Consider the following 18,474-nt stretch of genomic DNA (forward strand, 5'->3'; position numbering starts at 1 on the left):
ACATTTTAAAAAGGGCGGCTGTTGGAAAAGCACATATAAAATTGAGAATATGAGGAAGGGATGGTAATATTCATTTCATATTTAAAAGCCTACTTTCTCCTTACAGGGAGAACGGCTGAAAAGGAGGAGAAGCTTATTATTAAAAAAAGACGGTTTTGGGTCCCAGCCCTTTTCTCGGTTGCAGTATTACTTCTGTCTTCGTGTGGTTCAAACGAAACAAATGGGAACGGAGATAAACGTAATTCTACAGCGAAAGGGTCGCCAATTTTGGAGGATGGAAAATTTATTTTTGCAGCATCAGGTGAATTTCATCCGTTTAGTTACATGGATGGAAATCAGATGTCTGGCTTCGATATCGACGTAGGCAATGCGATTAGTGACAAACTAGGCCTCGAACCTATACAGAAAAAATATAAATTCGCAGGCATCGTCGAAGGCGTGAAAGCAGGTAAATTTGATGCGGCAGTTGCAAGTCATACCATCAATGAGGAACGAAAAAAACACGTCCTTTTTTCTAAGCCCTATTACTACTCTGGTCCGCAAATTTTCACAAGACCTGGATCAGACATTCAACATGCTGATGACTTAAAAAACAAAGAAATTGCTGTATCAAAAGGATCGTCCTACGCTGATATTGCAAAAGAACATAGCGGGCAAGAACCAAAATATTATGATAGTGATGTCGTCGCCTTAGAAGCACTAGCCAACGGAAAACACGATGCAGTCGTGACAGATTTCGCCACAGGTGCAGAAGCGATGAAGAAAAAATTGAAAATCACAGCGCAGGAAAGACTCGGACAAAGCGAGCAGGCAATTGCTGTATCAAAAGAAAATGAACAGCTCATAGAAGAGATCAACGATGCGATTGATGCATTAAAAAAAGACGGAACATTAAAACAAATTAGCGAAAAGTACTTTGATGAAGACATCACGGTCAAACAAGATTAAAACCACGATTGTGCGCCTTTTGATAGGCGCACTTTCTTCAAATGGAGATGATTGTTTTGCCTACCTTAGCACACTTTTTTCAGACACTCGTTGATTCTAGAGGCATTTTCTTAGAAGGAATGCTGATCACCTTACAGCTCACGGTGATCAGCATCTTCATCGGTATGTTTATCGGGCTTTTCTTTGCTTTATTGAAAATATCCCGCGTAGCCGTTTTCGGTTATATCGCCAATGCTTATATCTTTCTTGTACGCGGAACACCACTTGTTGTTCAAATTTTCATCCTATATTTCGGTCTCACAGAATTGAATATACCCGACTTCTGGGCTGCTTCCATTGCGCTCGCCTTTCATAATGGCGCCTATATAGCCGAAATATTTAGAGGCGCCATCCAATCCATCGATCAGGGGCAAAAAGAGGCAGGACGCTCTCTTGGCATGGGTCGTTTTTTAACCATGAGACGCATCATTCTCCCGCAAGCGATGCGGCGCGCCCTACCCCCTCTTGGCAACCAGTTCATTATCGGTTTAAAAGATTCATCACTCGCCGCCTTTATTAGTGTGAATGAACTATTTAACGTCGCCACCACGCAAGGCTCCAACAGCTTTGATAATATGACGTATTTACTTGTTGTAGCCGTCTATTACTTAATTCTTGTCCTGCTGTTAACATTCGCTGTCCAAACCTTTGAGAAGAAATTATCAGCCAGTGACCAATAGGAGGAGTAGCATGACAGAATCAAAGGAAATCATTCGTGTTGAAAAACTCAATAAATACTTTGGAGAGCTCCATGTTTTAAAGGATATCGATCTCACCGTTTATGAAAATGATGTGGTCGTCTTAATTGGCGCAAGCGGTTCTGGAAAAAGCACCTTGCTCCGCTGTATGAACTTTTTAGAAATAAAAAATGACGGAGATATCATCATCGATGGCAGCCCTGTTCATCCAAAGCGCGATCAATTAAACGAAATGAGACAAAAAATAGGAATGGTGTTTCAGCATTTTAATCTTTTTCCGCACAAAACTGTTCTTGAAAATATCATTGAAGCACCTATTATGGTGAAAAAAACAAAGAAAGCGCAAGCCATCACCGAAGCCAGCGCCTTGTTAGAAAAAGTCGGACTTGCGGATAAAGCCAACGTATATCCTTCTAAACTATCAGGCGGCCAAAAACAGCGTGTAGCCATCGCCAGATCTCTCGCTATGAAGCCTGATGTCATGTTATTTGACGAACCTACGTCTGCCCTTGATCCAGAGCTTGTAGGCGAGGTGCTGCAAACGATGAAAAGCCTCGCAAAAGAAGGCATGACTATGGTCATTGTCACACATGAAATGGGCTTTGCGAAAGAAGTTGCTGATCGTGTCGTCTACATGCACGAGGGCCGCATCGTCGAAGAAGGCGTCCCTTCTGAATTGTTTGATTCCCCTAGGGAGGAACGTACAAAACTGTTTCTCAGCTCCATTTTATAGGTCAAACGCCCTTCATTTTTAGTGCTTAACTGACGTTTTTGCTCATTTTTTACGAACTTTTCATCCATTTATATTGAACTTAACCAAAAAACCATGTTAGATAAACTTACATGTATATGTTATATATGACTTTTCTCTCTATAATGAAGAATTAAGAAAACAATAATTCTGAATGATTCGGGGGAATGCAGCATGCAAATGGGTGATACAGTATTTATGTTCTTCTGCGCACTACTCGTGTGGTTAATGACACCGGGTTTAGCTTTATTCTATGGAGGACTCGTGAGAAGTAAAAACGTGTTAAGCACAACCATGCATAGCTTAACATCACTAGCGATCGTTTCAATCGTATGGATCGTATTCGGTTATTCCTTAGCTTTTGCACCAGGCAATGCATGGATCGGAGGATTAGACTGGATTGGCCTGAAAGGCGTGGGCTTTGAGCCCGGTTCCTATAGCGAGACCATTCCACATTCATTGTTCATGATGTTCCAAATGACCTTTGCCGTCTTAACAACAGCCATCATCTCAGGTGCCTTTGCTGAACGGATTCGCTACTCAGCAGTCGTTGTATTTACACTTCTTTGGGTCACATTTGTATACGCTCCAGTCGCACACTGGGTATGGGGCGGTGGTTGGATTGGCGAGATGGGTGCGCTTGACTTCGCAGGCGGAAACGTGGTTCACATCTCATCCGGTGTTGCAGGTCTTGTCGTTGCGATTGTGCTCGGGAAGCGTAAAGACGCAGCAAGCTCTTCTCCGCATAACTTGATCTACACCCTTCTTGGCGGAGCTGTCATCTGGTTTGGCTGGTTTGGTTTTAACGTGGGTAGTGCTCTTACATTAGACAGCGTGGCCATGTTTGCCTTTATTAACACCAATACAGCCGCTGCTGCAGGAATCATCGGCTGGCTGTTAGTAGAGTGGATGATCAACAAAAAACCAACCATGCTCGGCGCGATCTCTGGAGCCATCGCAGGTCTTGTCGCCATTACACCCGCCGCAGGCTTTGTTACACCGTTTGCTTCTATTATAATAGGAATTATTGGCGGGATCGTCTGTTTCTGGGGAGTTTTTTCACTCAAAGCCAAATTTGGCTATGATGACGCACTGGACGCATTCGGTCTTCACGGAATTGGTGGTACTTGGGGAGGAATTGCAACAGGATTTTTCGCCACAACTTCTGTCAATGACGGTGGAGCCAATGGCTTATTTTACGGAGATCCCAGCTTACTTTGGAAGCAAGTGGTCGCGATTGTTGCCACGTACGCTTTTGTTGCCGTTGTGACATACGTGATCATCAAATTGGTCAATGTCTTCTTCAAAATTCGTGCAACCGAAGAAGAAGAATCCGTGGGTCTTGATTTAACCATGCACGGTGAAAAAGCTTATCAAGATTAAAGAAAAAGGGGTGTCTCTATGAGCAAAATGTATAAAGTGGAGATTGTCACACGTCCAGCTAATTTTGAAACATTAAAGGTGGAGCTTGGAAAGATTGGTGTCACCTCGATTACCTTTTCAAATGTACACGGCTGCGGCTTACAAAAGGGACATACAGAGCTATACCGCGGTGTCAAAAGAGAAAGCAACGTGTACGAACGATTAAAGATCGAAATCGTCCTAAGCAAAGTACCTGTCGAACAGGTGGTTGAAACAGCTCAAAAGGTACTTCGTACAGGCGAACCAGGGGATGGGAAAATTTTTATATATGAGATAGCGAATACAATCAACATTCGGACAGGTGAAGAAGGACCTGCCGCCCTATAGTTCATCCTCCGCCGAGTGGCGGAGGATCTTTTTAAGCAGAAAAAACCTCTGCATATTTTTATATACACAGAGGACCTTGTAAGACATTAAGATTGTTTTGTTTCTTCTGACTGACTGCTGTCTTTAGAGGAATCAGAAGACTTTTCTTGATCAGAGGATTTCCCCTTCTCATCAGACTTTTCTTCCGATTTTTCTCCAGCTGGCTCTTTGGCTTTATCTTCAGCAGCAGGTTCCTTCGTTTTTTCCTCAGTCTTTGGCTGAGCAGGTTCTTTTGCTTGTTCCGTCACTTCTTGCGCTGCTTTTTCAATCGTAGAAACAGGCTTGTCAATGAAGCTAAGCGGATTAAGCGCTAAACCTTCCATACGAATTTCAAAATGCACATGGTTGCCGCTTTCAGCGCCATATAGGTTTTTACCAGAAGCACCAATGACATCATTCTGCTTCACTTCGTCGCCTTCTTTGACACTCACTTGTGACAACGATTGATAGACAGTTGATAATCCATCTTCATGTTCAATTTCAACGACGTGACCAAGAACTGGATCTTTTTTCGCTTGAACCACTGTTCCACTAAGAGCAGCTGTGACATCGAACACTTTGCCATCTTTATCTGCAAGATCAATACCTTTGCTCAAGGTATAGGTGTTATTATAGTTTACAAGTGCTGCTTCTTTTTCTTTTTGGTCAGCATCTGCTTCATAGAACTTTTTCACGACAGAAACATTATCAGAATTCTGGACCGGCATTGCGACATTTTCAATTGGCTTTCCAACTTCAACAGCATCATCGCGCTGTTCTTGCCCTGTTTGATTTCCATCAGATAGTTGGTCTTTCACATCTTTTGATACAGCTTGATACCAAAGAACGGCTGTTAACACGACCGCTGCGCTGACTAAGTAAATTGCAGGGAATACCCAGCGCTTACGGAAAAATTGCTGAACTTTTGTGATTTTGGAAGTACGTTTCTTTTCTTCCTCTCTCATTTTTCATCACCTCAGCAACATTCTGAACACTTTTCAAAAAATATATACACACGAAATCATTTTTCTTTTTATTTTGCGCAATCGCATCAATAATATGTATGATAAATGAAAAAAAGATGGGGGACTTAATTGTGAAAACTTTCAACCGCATAGCAACAGAAGATGACCTCAAAGCGATCGTTGATATCTACAATTCAACCATTGCTTCAAGAGAAGTGACCGCTGATACAGAACCAGTTTCTGTTGAGGACCGCCGGCAATGGTTTTTGAATCATTCCGAAAAAAGACCTCTCTATGTGAAAACAGATGAGGATGGAATTATCTACGGTTGGCTGAGCTTTGAAACATTTTACGGTAGACCTGCATACAACGGGACCGTTGAAATGAGTATCTATTTGAACCAAGACTATCGAGGAAAAGGCTTAGGCTCACTTTTCTTACAAGAAGCCATTGATTTAGCACCTTCATTAGGCATTCGAACGTTACTTGCCTTTATTTTCGGGCACAACGAAGCCAGCATTCGACTATTTAAAAAGCACGGCTTTGAGACATGGGGCCACCTGCCACGCATCGCAGAAATGGACGGCAGCAGATACGATTTAGATATCCTAGGAAAAGAATTATAAAATGAGCGTCTCCCTGACAAAGAGACGCTTTTTTATGACGCATGTAACAGCTGTTCAAACTGTTTCGCATTTTGAAGAGATTTTCTTTGCAGAATGATACCATGTTCATCAATGAGAATCGCTTGTGGAACAACCGTTACCCCATACAGCTCCATAATTTGTGAAGAACGAGTATACACAGCCTGGGCCGGAAGCAATTCAAGGATCGGCGTATCATCCGCCTGCTCATCTCCATTAATAATAATGAATTGAGTATCTTCGCCAGCGATTTGCTGCTGCATATCTGCCAAAATACTTTTGCACGTCATACAAGTAGAATTCACAAATAACAGCATCACAGCACTCCCACTTTGAAAATATTCCTTCAAAATGACCTTCTCCCGTAAATGGGAATAGCTTCGAAATAACGGTGCAGGATCCCCCACATCTGCTTCCTTTAATTCAATTCCATCAAGGGTTTTAATTTTATTCATAAATTTTCCGATAAAACGGGCGAGCAAAAATATCACAGCCAACTGAGCAATGACAATGAATAACACAATAATCAATAGAATATCTGTCATTTCACATCGTCTCCTTCTATAAATAATTCAAATTGATTGATCCATTTTCTTTTAAACATTAAGACTTCTTGACCCACCGCTATCATGAAAGAGACAGCCACGGCAATGAGAAAACAAATGATGTTATATTGCCATGGAATGGTTTCTACATAAGGATGCACATAAAACAACCCGATCACAAGAGACAGCATCGACACATTGCGAATCACAATTCCCCAGTGAAGGCGTTCATTATCAAGCAGTCCACCACAGCCGCAAGAAATATCACGATGTCCTCTCAATAAATTGAAGGCCACCGCTCCAGTATAAATAAATAAAAGTGCTGTAAGACCAATCGCAGGTACAAGAGTCATGTGCCATATGAACAAATAACCAGTACAAACCAATTCAGCAGTTAAAAACAAATAAAACATGGGTGCCGTGAAAGAAGGAGGTAGCAGCCGATAAGCATCCATCTGCTGCATATGTGCCGTCTGTTTTTTCACTTTATCAAACCATGCACCCGCAAAAATGATCCCTAGTAAATAGACACCTATATAATAAAAGACACTCACCTTATGCCATCTCCTTTTGTTGAAATAATTGAGATTGTGCCTCGTAAAGCCTTTTGTACTCTCCGTTCAACACCATCAATTCATCATGGTTCCCCTCTTCAACGAAAGCACCATCTTTCATTACGATTATACGGTCTGCTAAACGAGCTGCTCCCATTCGATGTGTGATAAACAAGACACCCTGATCCTTCGTGTGATCGAATAGCTTTCGAATGAGTGAAATTTCCGATAGTGGGTCAAGAGCAGATGTCGGTTCATCTAAAATGATAAAATCACTCTCTCTAAAGAAGGTTCTAGCCATCGCGAGCTTTTGCCATTGTCCGCCAGACAGTTCATGGCCTTCTTCAAAAAAACGGCCAAGCTGTGCATCATACATTTCTTCCATTTGATGAATTCTTTTCTCTATACCTGCTTGCCGTGCAGCTGAAATCATCCGCTCTTCCTCGTCCATATGATCAATACGGCCAAACCCGATGTTTTCTTTCACAGTGAACTCGTACTTCATAAAATCTTGAAAAAGAACAGCCATTCTCGCATGGTATGACTTTTTTTGAATAGTAGAAATAGACTCACCGTTGACTTTTTGCATATTCGGCTGATCTGGATCATATAAACCTGTCAAACATTTGATCAAGGTGGTTTTACCTGATCCGTTATCCCCCACCAATGCAATACGTTCACCTTTATTGATATGAAAATGTATATGCTCAATGGCAGGTGTTTTCATATTCGGATAAGTAAATGAGAGATTTTCAAGTGTAATGGACTGAATAGACTCGATCTTCCGAAGCGATGCCCCTTCTTCTGTCTGCTCATGAATTTCTTCTTCTCTCTTTTGAAAAGCTCTCATTTCATCAACATAAAGACTTGTTTCATATAAACTAGAACATTCTCTTGTTAAGTCCTGAAAACCACTTTGGATGTTTTGTACCGCTTGCAGCACAGCGACAAATGTCCCAGCAGCTAATTTTTTTTGAAAAATAAGAAAGACAATAAAAAGACCGCAGCATACATAGGAAAATGTCATAAGCAATCCGCCCGCCATCTCCCAGCGAACTTGCCGCTTAAGCAGTTTATATTTTTCATCTGCACTTTTTACATAATGACCTTTCCATTTCTGAAGAAGATAATCCCCGATTCCATATAAACGGATCTCCTTCAATGAATCTCGTTGCGCGACAAGATCGGACACATACATTTCTCTGCGGTCATTGGCAGTTAACATGCGGTTTAATTGATAACGCGCTCCTCCAAAGAAAAGCTCAATCCACAAGACAGGCAGGGTAAACACGATCAGAATGACCGCCAAGCCCCAATGGATACCGATCATATAGATAAGAAGTGATACAACAGTAATCAATGCGCTCATGATTGTAAAGATACTTCTAACCATACTCAGAACATGCTGATGACTGTTCATCACACGTTGACTTTCATTGTAAAAAGACGGGTGTTCAAATGTAATAAACGGCAGCCTGATCGCCTTTTGAAGTAATTCCCCCTTCAAATGCAGACCAATCAAATTTGTCGCTTTCTGCTGGCTAAGCTGAAGAACGAATTGAAGCCCATATCCTAAAACCACAATGACCATTTGCAGTCCAAATAACCACAAAACCTTTTGAATGTCTCCTGAAGACGTCATGAATAAAATAATTTCATTAATCAAAGTTTGAATAATCCAGACACTAGCCAAAGGCATAAAACCAACGATTACTTGGATCAATAAGGTAAGAAGAAGATAAGATCGACTTCTTTTCCAAGTATAGGAGATTGCATATAGACAATGGTTCACTGTACTCATCAACTGCTCCACCTTACACCATTTAGTATAATTGACATATTTTTGATATTTGTATTATGATAGCTTTGCGTAACTTCACTCTGAGAGGACGATATACGATGAATTCAATCTTACTTTTACAGCTCACTCTTATTCTTTGCAGCCTATTATTAACGATCGGAGTCATCATCTATTTAAAACAACAAATGGAACTGATCATCTTACCGATACAGCATGTTGGACAAAAACTAGTGCATCCGCTGCTTGAAAAACCATCACCTATTCCAGTGAATGATTTACTGCAAACCAACAGTAAGCATCAGCTGCTTATTTTCACTGATACATCATGTCCGCATTGCATTCCATCACTTGAACAATTCCTAGAAACGAAAAAGCAGCGTAAATTAGACATTTCATTTAGTATTTTGCTAAAGAATGGGCAAAAAGAGGATCAAGAATTATATCGTGATAATAAAACCAACATGCGAATTATCCCAGTGGACGAACAAATGATAGACACATTCCAAGTTGAAGAATTTCCGTATTACATCATGGTAGAAGAAGATGAAATCATCTCATATGCAGCACCTTTTCCGGATGGTCTTTTTTCAAGGATATCTGCAAAATAAAGATAAATGAGGCATGTGAAGAATATCAAACACATGCCTCATTTTTTTATTGTGGATCTGAGTGAACATCTATATCTTTTTCCACTGCAGCAGCTTCACTTGCTTCATCTGAAGCCTGTTCCTCGGCTTGTTCAAACTCACTCCGTGCCTCATTTGAAATGTCTACTTGGTCACCATGCTGATTCACAGTAACAGACGAAGAAGACGTCTCTTTTTGAGCCTCTTTCTCTAGTTCCTTTAATTTAGAAACATGAAGTTCCAAATCTTTACCTTGCTGAACTAAAGTAAGTTGTTGAAATAATGCCTTTCTCTCTTCTGGAGAATGGTCACCTTGAACAATTTGAGCCGCTTGGGTTAAAAAAGAATTTGATGATTGACCCGCTTGACGCCTATTTGACGTCTGCATAGCATTTGTTAAGAATGAAATTGAAGATATGCTCATGCGTTCACATCCTATTAAATAAGATCCTTAGTTTTAGCAGCCACATCTAACGCGTTCTTGACTAGTACAAATCTCACCTGTGTCGCGATCGACGTAGTAACGGAAAGTTCCAACACCTTGAAGGAAACAAGTCGGTGCTGATTTGCATGAAGTGACTAATTTTTGCAAAATACATCTTGCAGCTGCAGGTTGAACATTGGTCATTTTGTTTAAGAAACGATCTAACATATGAATTCCACCTTCCAATTTTTATGGTAACACAACACAATAATAACCAATTGCAAGACAACTAACAACATATTTTGATAAATTTACTAATTATTTTTTACTATCAATCTTATTTATGACATAATTTGTCGATAATTTTAATAGTAAATGTTACTTTTTTCTTATTTGAAAATAATTTATTTATCCATAAATAGTGAAGTGAAGATAGAAACATTTTCATTAATCAACATTCACTCTTCCTAAAGCACTACTTACTCAAGTATGATAAAGAGTGAATACATAAAGGAGTGAACACCATTGCAACAAACTGAGAAAATCATTCAATCTCTTCATTCAATCGTAAAGTGGGGAAAGGTTGGTAGTATCTTTCTCTATATTTCAGGCGGTCTGGCTATTCTTATTGGTTTTTGGCTTGTTCTTCCTGCAGCCCTTGGCGTCTTTCTCATTATGATGGGAATCCATGTACAGAAATCTGTAAAAGCAGCTGAACAATTGATTCAGGCTCCTGATACTTCTTACGAAGAATTATTAGAACAATACGCTAAGATGATGAAAATGCAGACACTGTTTGCCATTTCAAGTATTGCCGCAGTTATTCTTTCATTCATTGCCATCGTTTTGATGCTTATACTAGGCGGGTTAGCCTTCCTCCAAGAAATTCCTTATGATGTCCAGCAATATGAAGGTGATTACGAGCAAGAACTCGGTGACTTTTATTAATGGATTGGGGTATCAATTGTCGTTCGATACCCCTTTTATTTTTATCATTTGGCTTGGATTATCCTCCTATGCTTGACATTCAGTCTTGTTCATTTTAAAATACAAATCGTAACTATTACGAATTAAAGGAGGATCCTATTACTTATGCGCGTGAAAATTACGTTGGCCTGTACTGAAACAGGTGACAGAAACTACATCACAACAAAAAATAAAAGAACGAATCCTGATCGATTGGAGTTAAAAAAATATTCTCCTCGATTAAAGAAATATACCCTTCATAGAGAAACAAAATAAATTTTTTAGATTATAAATCGTAATGATTACTTTTTAAGTGAGGCGGAAAACAAAATGATCGTTTTCAAAAGGACAAAAACAAATGAATAAGCGTATACCTGTTACAGTATTAAGCGGCTTTTTAGGAGCAGGAAAAACAACGATATTAAATCATGTACTTAAAAATCGCAAAGGATTAAAAGTGGCTGTGATCGTCAATGACATGAGCGAAATTAATATTGATGCAGAACTAGTCAAACAAGGCGGCGAGCTTTCCCGATCAGATGAAAAACTAGTTGAATTATCTAACGGTTGTATTTGCTGCACTTTGAGAGAAGACTTGTTAATCGAAGTAGAACGCCTTTGTAAAGCGGGTAATATCGATTATATTGTCATTGAATCAACTGGAATTAGTGAACCAATCCCCGTCGCTCAAACGTTTTCTTATATTGATGAAGAAATGGGCATAGATTTGACCCGCTTTTGCCGTCTAGATACGATGGTCACAGTAGTAGATGCAAATCGCTTCTGGACTGATTTCCAGTCAGGAGAGAGTTTATTAGATCGTAAAGAAGCGGTTTCCGATGACGACGAACGAGAAATTTCAGATTTACTCATTGATCAAATTGAATTTTGTGACGTGCTCATTATCAATAAATGTGATCTAGTATCATCCTCAGAGTTAGATCGACTTGAGCATGTGCTGAACAAACTACAACCAGAAGCATCTATCATCAGAACCTCACAAGGTAAAGTACAGCCAGATGACATATTGAATACTGGTTTATTTGACTTTGAAAAATCAAGTGCTTCTGCTGGATGGATCAAAGAGATCAACGCAGGACATGCTCAGCATACGCCGGAAACAGAAGAATACCAAATTTCATCCTTTGTTTACGAAAGAAGACTCCCTTTTCATACCGGTAGGCTGAATAATTGGTTAGATCAAATGCCTGAGCAGATCGTTCGTGCGAAAGGTTTTACTTGGCTTGCCACACATCATGATTTAACCATTTTAATTTCACAGGCTGGTAAATCTGTTGCGATTGAACCAATTGCATACTGGATTGCTGCTTTGCCTGAGCAAGAAAAAACACGAATATTAAATCAGGAACCAGAGCTTCTAGATGAGTGGGACGCAGAGTTTGGTGATCGTCATACAAAACTTGTGTTTATCGGTGTGGAGTTGCCTAAAGCAGAAATTATTCGCACTCTTGATCAATGCTTGCTCACACCTGACGAATTGGATCAAGATTGGACTACATTTGAGGATCCCTTTCAATGGAAAATACAAAATTAGGCCAGGAGGGTTTTAATTGGCAAAGAAATCTAAGATTGCTAAAGAAAAAAAACGACAGCAGCTTGTATTGAAATATGCAGAATTAAGGAAAGAGTTAAAAGAAAAAGGTGACTATGAAGCTTTACGGAAATTACCTAGAGACTCTTCCCCTACCCGCTTAAAAAATCGTTGTGAATTAACCGGCCGCCCGAGAGGTTACTTAAGAAAATTCAAAATGTCTAGGATTGCTTTTCGTGAGCTTGCCTATAAGGGTCATATCCCTGGGGTAAAAAAATCGAGCTGGTAAAGAATGATTTGATCTTATCACAGCAGTCGGAAAAGTAAAGCAGCACAAAACGATGAAAAATCTATTTTCAAGACTTATCTCAAGCTTTTTGAAGTTCAAAATAGTAATTTAAAAACCAGCAGAATCTCTGCTGGTTTTTTATAATGACTGAATTCATAAGATAAAATAACCTGTTCTCAAAAAAGGAGTTCCAATAATGATTATTCCATTTTGCCTTCTTTTCAAAAATACCTGATCATGATACTTTGTTGTCACTACCCACCGATATATGACATTTCAACCTTTTTCTGATCTTTTTTCTGCTCTCTCTCAGCTGAATATTGATCATGTCTATTCGACCATAGTTCCTTTAACAAGTTTGCTAACTCTTCATTATCTTTTGTCGTACGAATCATCCGTTTCAGATCAAAACCCGATGATGCAAACAGACATGTAAACAATTCCCCGCGTGCAGATAGCCTTGCTCTGTTACATGTTCCGCAAAAAGCATCTGAAACGGAAGAAATAATGCCTATCTCTCCTGATCCATCTTTGTAAAAAAATCGGTTGGCTACTTCACCTGTATATTGAGGAGGTTCTGGTTTGATAGGATATGTTGAATCAATTATTTCAATTATTTCATTCTTTGTCATGACATGTTCTAGATTCCATTTATTCGTATTACCGACATCCATAAACTCGATAAACCTGAGAACGTGTCCTTCTTTTTTAAAGTAAGCCGCCATTGGTAAGACATCCTGATCATTCACACCTTTTTGAACAACCATATTAATCTTGATAGCAAGTCCAGCCTTTTTTGCCGCCTCAATGCCATCAAACACTTTTTGGATAGAAATGTGCCTTCCGTTCATTTGCTTAAAACGATCGGGATTTAATGAATCTAAACTAATGGTAACTCTATTAAGACCAGCTCTCTTTAACTGATCAGCATATAAAGGTAAAAGCGTTCCATTGGTTGTCATCGCAATGTCTTCAATCCCTGGAATTTTTGCGAGCTTTTCTATTAAGACAGGCAGATCCTTCCGCATTAAAGGTTCCCCGCCCGTGATGCGTATTTTTACCACACCTAGATTCTTTACAAAAAGGGTAGCAAGTCGTTCAATTTCTTCGAAACTAAGCAGTTCTTCTTTTTTCAAGAAAGGATAATCTGGTCCAAAAATTTCAGCAGGCATACAGTACGTACATCTAAAGTTACAGCGATCAGTTACTGATATTCTTAAATTGCGCAATGGTCGATGTCTTTTATCTAAAATACTGTCCATACTTTGCCTCCTATTCTGTAATACGCTGAGGATGAGTGTAAATATTAAAGGATTTTCCTCTGACGAATCCAACTGTCGTAATATTTAATTCTTCTGCCATTTGAAGCGCTAGCTCAGTAGGTGCTGATTTTGAAATGACGATAGAGACTCCTAGTTTTGCTGCCTTCAATAGAACTTCTGACGATATCCGGCCGCTAAACACAAGAATTTTATCTCTAAGTGGGATTCGCTGGAGTAAACAATATCCATAAATTTTATCTAAAGCATTATGTCTTCCTATATCAGTTCTAGTGATAAATAACTTCTCTGTGTCACACAGTCCAGCATTATGCACTCCACCAGTATGTTGAAATAATTGGCTTTCTTCTTGCAAACACTTCATGAGATGCGTACAGGTTTCAGCAGAGATACTAATTCGATCAATGGCTGTTTTTGCCGTCTTCACATCTTGAAGAAAATAAAAGTGTCTTCCTTTCCCGCAGCATGAACCAATCACTCGTTTTGTAAAATCTGATGAATCAAATCCACTTGAATGAACTAAATCAACATAGGCAAAACCCATACTTTCATCTATTGTAAACCTTTTAATCTCATTTTCAAATCGAATGACCCCTTCTGAAGCCAAAAAGCCGATAACCAATTCTTTCAGGTGCTCTGGCGAACAAACAAGTGTCACAAATTCTTCTCCATTCACCATCACAGTTAAAGGAAATTCTTCTACAATTTCATCAGATTTGCATGTAAACTGGCCTTCACGGTATTGGTGTATGACTCGTTTCTTTTTAACAGAAGGATTCATTGTATGATCTTCCTTTCAATGCAAATTTAGTTATATGATCCAATCAAATTGTGATATTATTTTAAAAAGTCATGAAAATGTAACATATTTCTATCTTATCAAACTTCTTGATTGCTTTATATGGGGGGAACAAAATGAACAAATCGAAAAATCGCTGGCTCATTGCAACAAGTGCTGTAGGAATTCATTTATCTATTGGGTCTGTTTATGCTTGGAGTGTTTTTACGAATCCTTTACATGAAGCCTTTCAGTGGTCATTAACAGAAATAAGTCTCACCTTCAGTATTGCTATTTTATTTTTAGGTTTATCTGCTGCTTTCATGGGACATTTCGTTGAAAGGTATGGCCCAAAGGCATCGGGGCTCTTCTCAGCTATTTTCTTCGGCATCGGAATGACTGGATCAGGATTCGCTGTCCACATGTCCTCACTGCCTCTCCTCTATTTATTTTATGGGGTACTCGCTGGAATAGGCTTAGGTGTAGGCTATATTGCACCTGTATCAACTCTAGTCAAATGGTTTCCGGATCGAAGAGGGCTTGCAACCGGTTTAGCCATTATGGGGTTTGGATTTGCTTCTCTTATTTGCAGCCCAATTATTCAATTTCTCATTGAAAAAGTGAATATCGCAAATACTTTTTATATTCTTGGAATCTCCTATTTTATCATCATGGTGACCTCATCTCTTTATTTATCACCACCAACACCTGATGACGTCAAGCAATTTGACACATTCAAAACAAAGCAAAGAAAAATTCCTCAAGATTTATCACAGCTTACAGCAAATGAAGCGATCAAGACAAGACGTTTTTATTATTTGTGGCTTATGTTTTTTATTAATATCACATGCGGAATTGCTATTATTTCAGTAGCGTCACCTCTTGCTCAAGAAAGTGTTGGGTTCACTGCAGGTGCTGCAGCCACTCTTGTGGGCATTTTAGGTGCTTTTAATGGGTTAGGACGAATTGGCTGGGCATCGTTCTCAGATTATATAGGAAGACCGAATACCTACACGATTTTTTTCAGTATCCAGCTCATTGCTTTTCCTTTACTTCCCTATTTAAAAGAACCGCTCATCTTTTCAATCGTCATGGCGATCATTTATACGTGCTATGGAGGAGGATTTGCTTCAATTCCAGCCTATATTGGGGATTTGTTTGGTACAAAGCAGCTTGGTGCCATACACGGTTATATTCTGACGGCTTGGGCCGCTGCGGGTTTAGCAGGCCCTCTATTTTCATCCTTCATCCGAGATATAACAGGTAATTACACACAGAGTCTCATGGTGTTCTCTGGCTTATTTTTCATCGCTTTTATCATATCACTTCTTATTCGGAAGGATATTCAGCAGCTGAGAGAAACAAACCCACCTACTGCTTCTTCTGTTTCAGCCCGACCTTAATTTGAATTTGACAGAATCACAATCTAAAGGTAATTTTTAGATATGAAAACGCTTTACAAAGTAATAGGAGGGTGATGATCTCATGGGGAAAACAAAACATAAAGGGCCTGTTAAACTCAATAAAAAACCCTCACCAAAGCTATGGGCCTCTTTTGCACCAATGGGGCTTGGCAAAGTGAAACCGAAACATATTCGAGATACGATGAAAGTGGCATGGGAGAACAAAGATAACCTTCCCTATGCGTACCGTATTTTAACGCAGGGCGTTTGTGACGGCTGTGCACTTGGTGTCTCAGGACTGTATGATCAAACGCTCGCAGGACCTCATATATGCACTACAAGACTAAATGTACTTCGTCTCAACACAATGCCAGCTATTGATCCAAAATGGTTTGAAGATATTCATCAGCTAAAGCAAATGGACAGCACCTCTCTTCGCAAGCTTGGGCGAATTCCTTATCCATTGCTCCGAAAAAAAGGTGACAATGCCTTTACACGTATTTCTTGGGATAATGCACTAGATCAAATCGCATCTAAAATCCAATCAATTGATAAACGGCAGCTTGCTTTCTATTTAACCGCCAGAGGAATTACAAATGAAGTTTATTATACCGCTGCAAAGGCAGCTCGATTTATAGGAACGAATCATATTGATAATGCTTCTCGCATTTGCCATTCACCAAGTAAAACCGCTCTTAAACGGTCCCTCGGCATCGGTGCTTCAAGCTGTAATTACAGCGATTGGATTGGAACGGATGTATTAATTTTTTGGGGATCTGTCGCAGCAAACAATCAGCCTGTTTCCACTAAATATATGTACGCTGCTAAAAAGAAGGGGACAAAAATTATCATCATCAATCCGTATAAAGAGCCTGCCATGGAAAAATACTGGGTTCCTTCTATTCCAGAGAGTGCATTATTCGGTACAAAAATTGCGGATGATTTTTACCAAGTCAATATAGGCGGCGATATTGCGTTTATGAACGGCGTCATCAAGCATTGGTTTGACATGGAGCAGCATGCTCCCCATTCGGCCCTTGATCACGAATTTATTCAAAACCATACAACAGGCATACAGGATTTAAAGCGGCATGTCGCACAGTTGAAGTGGAAGGACCTAGAAGCATCATCAGGTTTATCAAAAGAAAGAATGAAGGAATTTGCAACACTGCTTGCCAATGCTAATTCAGGTGTTTTTATTTGGAGTATGGGCCTTACTCAGCACCGCTTTGCAACTGATAATATATCACAGGTTGCCAACCTTGCCATGCTGCGAGGATTCATTGGCAGAAAACATTGTGGTGTCATGCCAATTCGGGGGCATAGCGGCGTCCAAGGTTCCGGTGAAATGGGCGCTGATCCATTCGTTTTGCCGGGTAGTGATTTTGATGAAGAGAATATTGAAAGAATCGAACATATATGGGGATTTGACATTCCTAAATGGCATGGTGACACCATTGGGCAATCCTTTGAGAAGATGGCTCTCCCAAAAGATCATCCACAAAAACTCAAAATGCTGTTTACGAGTGGTGGAAACTTTTTAGAAACGATGCCAAACCCAGAAGCGATTGAAAAAGCATTATCTGAACTTGAACTCCGTGTCCACCAAGATATCATTTTGAATACCTCTACGCTGGTAGACGCTGAAGAGGCGGTAATTGTGCTGCCTGCTATGACAAGATATGAACAACCAGGCGGCGGCACATCAACCAGTACAGAACGCATGGTATATTTCAGTCCAGAAATTGAAGGACCTCGTATTGAGGAAGCCAGAGCAGAATGGGACATTTATGTTGATCTTGCGAAAAGGGTCCGCCCAGATGATGCCGAGCTGATTCATTTTGAAACAGCTGAAGACATTCGTCGTGAGATAGCGATCGCCAATCGAAACTATGATGGCATCCAGCATTTACGGCATAAGGGAGACGTTTTTCAATGGGGAGGCGCATGGCTTTGTGAAGATGGCGAGTGTCCAACGCCAGACGGAAAGGGACATCTTCTTCCTGCCCAGTTGCCTCAATATCGAAAAACCGAAGGACATTTCAATATCACGACAAGAAGAGGAAAGCAGTTCAACTCCATGATCTACAGTGAAAAGGATGCCTTTAACGGTGGAAAACGTCATTCTATCCTAATGAATGAAGAAGATGCAAAAGAGCTTTACGTCCAAGAAGGTGATCCAGTTGTTCTCTTTAATCAATATGGGTCCTATCAAGGAGTAGCTCAATTCGGAGAGTTGAGACGTGGCAATATCGCAGTTTATTGGCCTGAAGGGAACGTTTTAATTCCTAAAGGTGTGTATGAGAGCTACTCACAGATTCCCGAATATAATACGGCTGCCATATTAGAAAAAGCCGAAACCTTTCATGCAAGAAAGGATCAGCATTACGTGGAGAAACGAATCGATGAATTAGAAACGACTTTGAATTAATCGTCAACTTAAA

The 18,474-nt window shown here is 39.9% G+C and carries 20 protein-coding genes; 13 read left to right on the forward strand and 7 right to left on the reverse strand.

Going from position 1 to position 18,474, the window contains the following annotated elements:
- Positions 1-60: 60 nt before the first annotated feature.
- The 5 genes from ACP69X_RS02700 (at position 61) to ACP69X_RS02720 (ending at position 4,185) form a co-directional block, all read left to right on the forward strand.
- Positions 61-948 carry a transporter substrate-binding domain-containing protein gene (locus ACP69X_RS02700; RefSeq protein ID WP_269102707.1) on the forward strand — a complete coding sequence of 296 codons (888 nt, stop codon included), beginning with the start codon at positions 61-63 and terminating at the stop codon, positions 946-948.
- A 41-nt stretch (positions 949-989) separates the two neighbouring features.
- Positions 990-1,667, forward strand: a complete 678-nt coding sequence (locus ACP69X_RS02705; protein ID WP_269102708.1) for an amino acid ABC transporter permease — start codon at positions 990-992, stop codon at positions 1,665-1,667.
- Positions 1,668-1,677: 10 nt separating this feature from the next.
- A complete protein-coding gene (locus ACP69X_RS02710; RefSeq protein ID WP_426052396.1) occupies positions 1,678-2,418 on the forward strand; it encodes an amino acid ABC transporter ATP-binding protein in 741 nt (246 codons plus the stop codon).
- A 192-nt stretch (positions 2,419-2,610) separates the two neighbouring features.
- Positions 2,611-3,819: an ammonium transporter gene (locus tag ACP69X_RS02715; RefSeq protein WP_426052397.1), complete on the forward strand. Its 1,209-nt coding sequence runs from the start codon at positions 2,611-2,613 to the stop codon at positions 3,817-3,819.
- Between the two features lie 18 nt (positions 3,820-3,837).
- A complete protein-coding gene (locus ACP69X_RS02720) occupies positions 3,838-4,185 on the forward strand; it encodes a P-II family nitrogen regulator (RefSeq protein WP_039182051.1) in 348 nt (115 codons plus the stop codon).
- Between the two features lie 86 nt (positions 4,186-4,271).
- Here ACP69X_RS02720 and ACP69X_RS02725 read toward each other — a convergent pair whose 3' ends face one another.
- On the reverse strand, positions 4,272-5,168 hold the full coding sequence (locus ACP69X_RS02725; RefSeq protein ID WP_034281210.1) for a peptidoglycan DD-metalloendopeptidase family protein: 897 nt from the start codon (positions 5,166-5,168) through the stop codon (positions 4,272-4,274).
- A 116-nt stretch (positions 5,169-5,284) separates the two neighbouring features.
- Here ACP69X_RS02725 and ACP69X_RS02730 point away from each other — a divergent pair, with 116 nt between their 5' ends.
- Complete coding sequence (locus ACP69X_RS02730) at positions 5,285-5,794, forward strand: GNAT family N-acetyltransferase (RefSeq protein ID WP_039182054.1); 510 nt, start codon at positions 5,285-5,287, stop codon at positions 5,792-5,794.
- Positions 5,795-5,826: 32 nt separating this feature from the next.
- Here ACP69X_RS02730 and ACP69X_RS02735 read toward each other — a convergent pair whose 3' ends face one another.
- The 3 genes from ACP69X_RS02735 to ACP69X_RS02745 are packed head-to-tail and all read right to left on the reverse strand — an operon-like array spanning position 5,827 to position 8,712.
- Positions 5,827-6,357: a TlpA family protein disulfide reductase gene (locus ACP69X_RS02735; protein ID WP_426052398.1), complete on the reverse strand. Its 531-nt coding sequence runs from the start codon at positions 6,355-6,357 to the stop codon at positions 5,827-5,829.
- Complete coding sequence (locus ACP69X_RS02740; protein ID WP_426052399.1) at positions 6,354-6,911, reverse strand: MauE/DoxX family redox-associated membrane protein; 558 nt, start codon at positions 6,909-6,911, stop codon at positions 6,354-6,356. The genes ACP69X_RS02735 and ACP69X_RS02740 overlap by 4 nt, the downstream gene beginning before the upstream one ends.
- A gap of 1 nt (position 6,912) precedes the next feature.
- Positions 6,913-8,712 carry an ABC transporter ATP-binding protein gene (locus tag ACP69X_RS02745; protein WP_426052400.1) on the reverse strand — a complete coding sequence of 600 codons (1,800 nt, stop codon included), beginning with the start codon at positions 8,710-8,712 and terminating at the stop codon, positions 6,913-6,915.
- Positions 8,713-8,810: 98 nt separating this feature from the next.
- Here ACP69X_RS02745 and ACP69X_RS02750 point away from each other — a divergent pair, with 98 nt between their 5' ends.
- Entirely contained in the window at positions 8,811-9,320 is a 510-nt protein-coding gene (locus tag ACP69X_RS02750; protein WP_269102712.1) for a thiol:disulfide interchange protein, read from the forward strand.
- A gap of 46 nt (positions 9,321-9,366) precedes the next feature.
- Here the strand turns inward: ACP69X_RS02750 and ACP69X_RS02755 are convergent, their stop codons facing one another.
- Complete coding sequence (locus ACP69X_RS02755) at positions 9,367-9,762, reverse strand: hypothetical protein (protein WP_041087873.1); 396 nt, start codon at positions 9,760-9,762, stop codon at positions 9,367-9,369.
- A 525-nt stretch (positions 9,763-10,287) separates the two neighbouring features.
- On the opposite strand from ACP69X_RS02755, the gene ACP69X_RS02760 reads away from it, so the two are divergent.
- From ACP69X_RS02760 to rpsN, 4 genes are all read left to right on the forward strand, one after another.
- Positions 10,288-10,710 carry a DUF5362 family protein gene (locus tag ACP69X_RS02760; protein ID WP_039182073.1) on the forward strand — a complete coding sequence of 141 codons (423 nt, stop codon included), beginning with the start codon at positions 10,288-10,290 and terminating at the stop codon, positions 10,708-10,710.
- A gap of 144 nt (positions 10,711-10,854) precedes the next feature.
- Positions 10,855-11,004, forward strand: a complete 150-nt coding sequence (rpmG, locus tag ACP69X_RS02765) for a 50S ribosomal protein L33 (protein WP_003214771.1) — start codon at positions 10,855-10,857, stop codon at positions 11,002-11,004.
- A gap of 82 nt (positions 11,005-11,086) precedes the next feature.
- On the forward strand, positions 11,087-12,283 hold the full coding sequence (locus ACP69X_RS02770) for a GTP-binding protein (protein WP_073978874.1): 1,197 nt from the start codon (positions 11,087-11,089) through the stop codon (positions 12,281-12,283).
- A 16-nt stretch (positions 12,284-12,299) separates the two neighbouring features.
- Entirely contained in the window at positions 12,300-12,569 is a 270-nt protein-coding gene (gene rpsN / locus ACP69X_RS02775) for a 30S ribosomal protein S14 (RefSeq protein ID WP_025093900.1), read from the forward strand.
- Between the two features lie 254 nt (positions 12,570-12,823).
- Here the strand turns inward: rpsN and moaA are convergent, their stop codons facing one another.
- A complete protein-coding gene (moaA, locus tag ACP69X_RS02780; RefSeq protein WP_426052401.1) occupies positions 12,824-13,831 on the reverse strand; it encodes a GTP 3',8-cyclase MoaA in 1,008 nt (335 codons plus the stop codon).
- A 10-nt stretch (positions 13,832-13,841) separates the two neighbouring features.
- Positions 13,842-14,630 carry a formate dehydrogenase accessory sulfurtransferase FdhD gene (fdhD, locus tag ACP69X_RS02785; RefSeq protein ID WP_041087866.1) on the reverse strand — a complete coding sequence of 263 codons (789 nt, stop codon included), beginning with the start codon at positions 14,628-14,630 and terminating at the stop codon, positions 13,842-13,844.
- Between the two features lie 134 nt (positions 14,631-14,764).
- Here fdhD and ACP69X_RS02790 point away from each other — a divergent pair, with 134 nt between their 5' ends.
- Positions 14,765-16,030 carry an L-lactate MFS transporter gene (locus ACP69X_RS02790; RefSeq protein ID WP_426052402.1) on the forward strand — a complete coding sequence of 422 codons (1,266 nt, stop codon included), beginning with the start codon at positions 14,765-14,767 and terminating at the stop codon, positions 16,028-16,030.
- An 82-nt stretch (positions 16,031-16,112) separates the two neighbouring features.
- Entirely contained in the window at positions 16,113-18,461 is a 2,349-nt protein-coding gene (locus tag ACP69X_RS02795; RefSeq protein WP_305960516.1) for an FdhF/YdeP family oxidoreductase, read from the forward strand.
- The last annotated feature ends 13 nt before the right edge of the window (positions 18,462-18,474 follow it).

The sequence above is a fragment of the Bacillus sp. DC4300-2b2 genome (assembly GCF_049895685.1).
GTDB classification, from domain to species: domain Bacteria; phylum Bacillota; class Bacilli; order Bacillales; family Bacillaceae; genus Bacillus; species Bacillus safensis.

What these genes read in the sequence shown, in the direction of transcription:
- ACP69X_RS02700 (WP_269102707.1), top strand. Translation starts at nt 61, where the DNA reads ATGGTAATATTCATTTCATATTTAAAAGCCTACTTTCTCCTTACAGGG.
- ACP69X_RS02705 (WP_269102708.1), top strand. Translation starts at nt 990, where the DNA reads ATGGAGATGATTGTTTTGCCTACCTTAGCACACTTTTTTCAGACACTC.
- ACP69X_RS02710 (WP_426052396.1), top strand. Translation starts at nt 1,678, where the DNA reads ATGACAGAATCAAAGGAAATCATTCGTGTTGAAAAACTCAATAAATAC.
- ACP69X_RS02715 (WP_426052397.1), top strand. Translation starts at nt 2,611, where the DNA reads ATGCAAATGGGTGATACAGTATTTATGTTCTTCTGCGCACTACTCGTG.
- ACP69X_RS02720 (WP_039182051.1), top strand. Translation starts at nt 3,838, where the DNA reads ATGAGCAAAATGTATAAAGTGGAGATTGTCACACGTCCAGCTAATTTT.
- ACP69X_RS02725 (WP_034281210.1), bottom strand. Translation starts at nt 5,168, where the DNA reads ATGAGAGAGGAAGAAAAGAAACGTACTTCCAAAATCACAAAAGTTCAG.
- ACP69X_RS02730 (WP_039182054.1), top strand. Translation starts at nt 5,285, where the DNA reads ATGGGGGACTTAATTGTGAAAACTTTCAACCGCATAGCAACAGAAGAT.
- ACP69X_RS02735 (WP_426052398.1), bottom strand. Translation starts at nt 6,357, where the DNA reads ATGACAGATATTCTATTGATTATTGTGTTATTCATTGTCATTGCTCAG.
- ACP69X_RS02745 (WP_426052400.1), bottom strand. Translation starts at nt 8,712, where the DNA reads ATGAGTACAGTGAACCATTGTCTATATGCAATCTCCTATACTTGGAAA.
- ACP69X_RS02750 (WP_269102712.1), top strand. Translation starts at nt 8,811, where the DNA reads ATGAATTCAATCTTACTTTTACAGCTCACTCTTATTCTTTGCAGCCTA.
- ACP69X_RS02755 (WP_041087873.1), bottom strand. Translation starts at nt 9,762, where the DNA reads ATGAGCATATCTTCAATTTCATTCTTAACAAATGCTATGCAGACGTCA.
- rpmG (WP_003214771.1), top strand. Translation starts at nt 10,855, where the DNA reads ATGCGCGTGAAAATTACGTTGGCCTGTACTGAAACAGGTGACAGAAAC.
- ACP69X_RS02770 (WP_073978874.1), top strand. Translation starts at nt 11,087, where the DNA reads ATGAATAAGCGTATACCTGTTACAGTATTAAGCGGCTTTTTAGGAGCA.
- moaA (WP_426052401.1), bottom strand. Translation starts at nt 13,831, where the DNA reads ATGGACAGTATTTTAGATAAAAGACATCGACCATTGCGCAATTTAAGA.
- fdhD (WP_041087866.1), bottom strand. Translation starts at nt 14,630, where the DNA reads ATGAATCCTTCTGTTAAAAAGAAACGAGTCATACACCAATACCGTGAA.
- ACP69X_RS02790 (WP_426052402.1), top strand. Translation starts at nt 14,765, where the DNA reads ATGAACAAATCGAAAAATCGCTGGCTCATTGCAACAAGTGCTGTAGGA.
- ACP69X_RS02795 (WP_305960516.1), top strand. Translation starts at nt 16,113, where the DNA reads ATGGGGAAAACAAAACATAAAGGGCCTGTTAAACTCAATAAAAAACCC.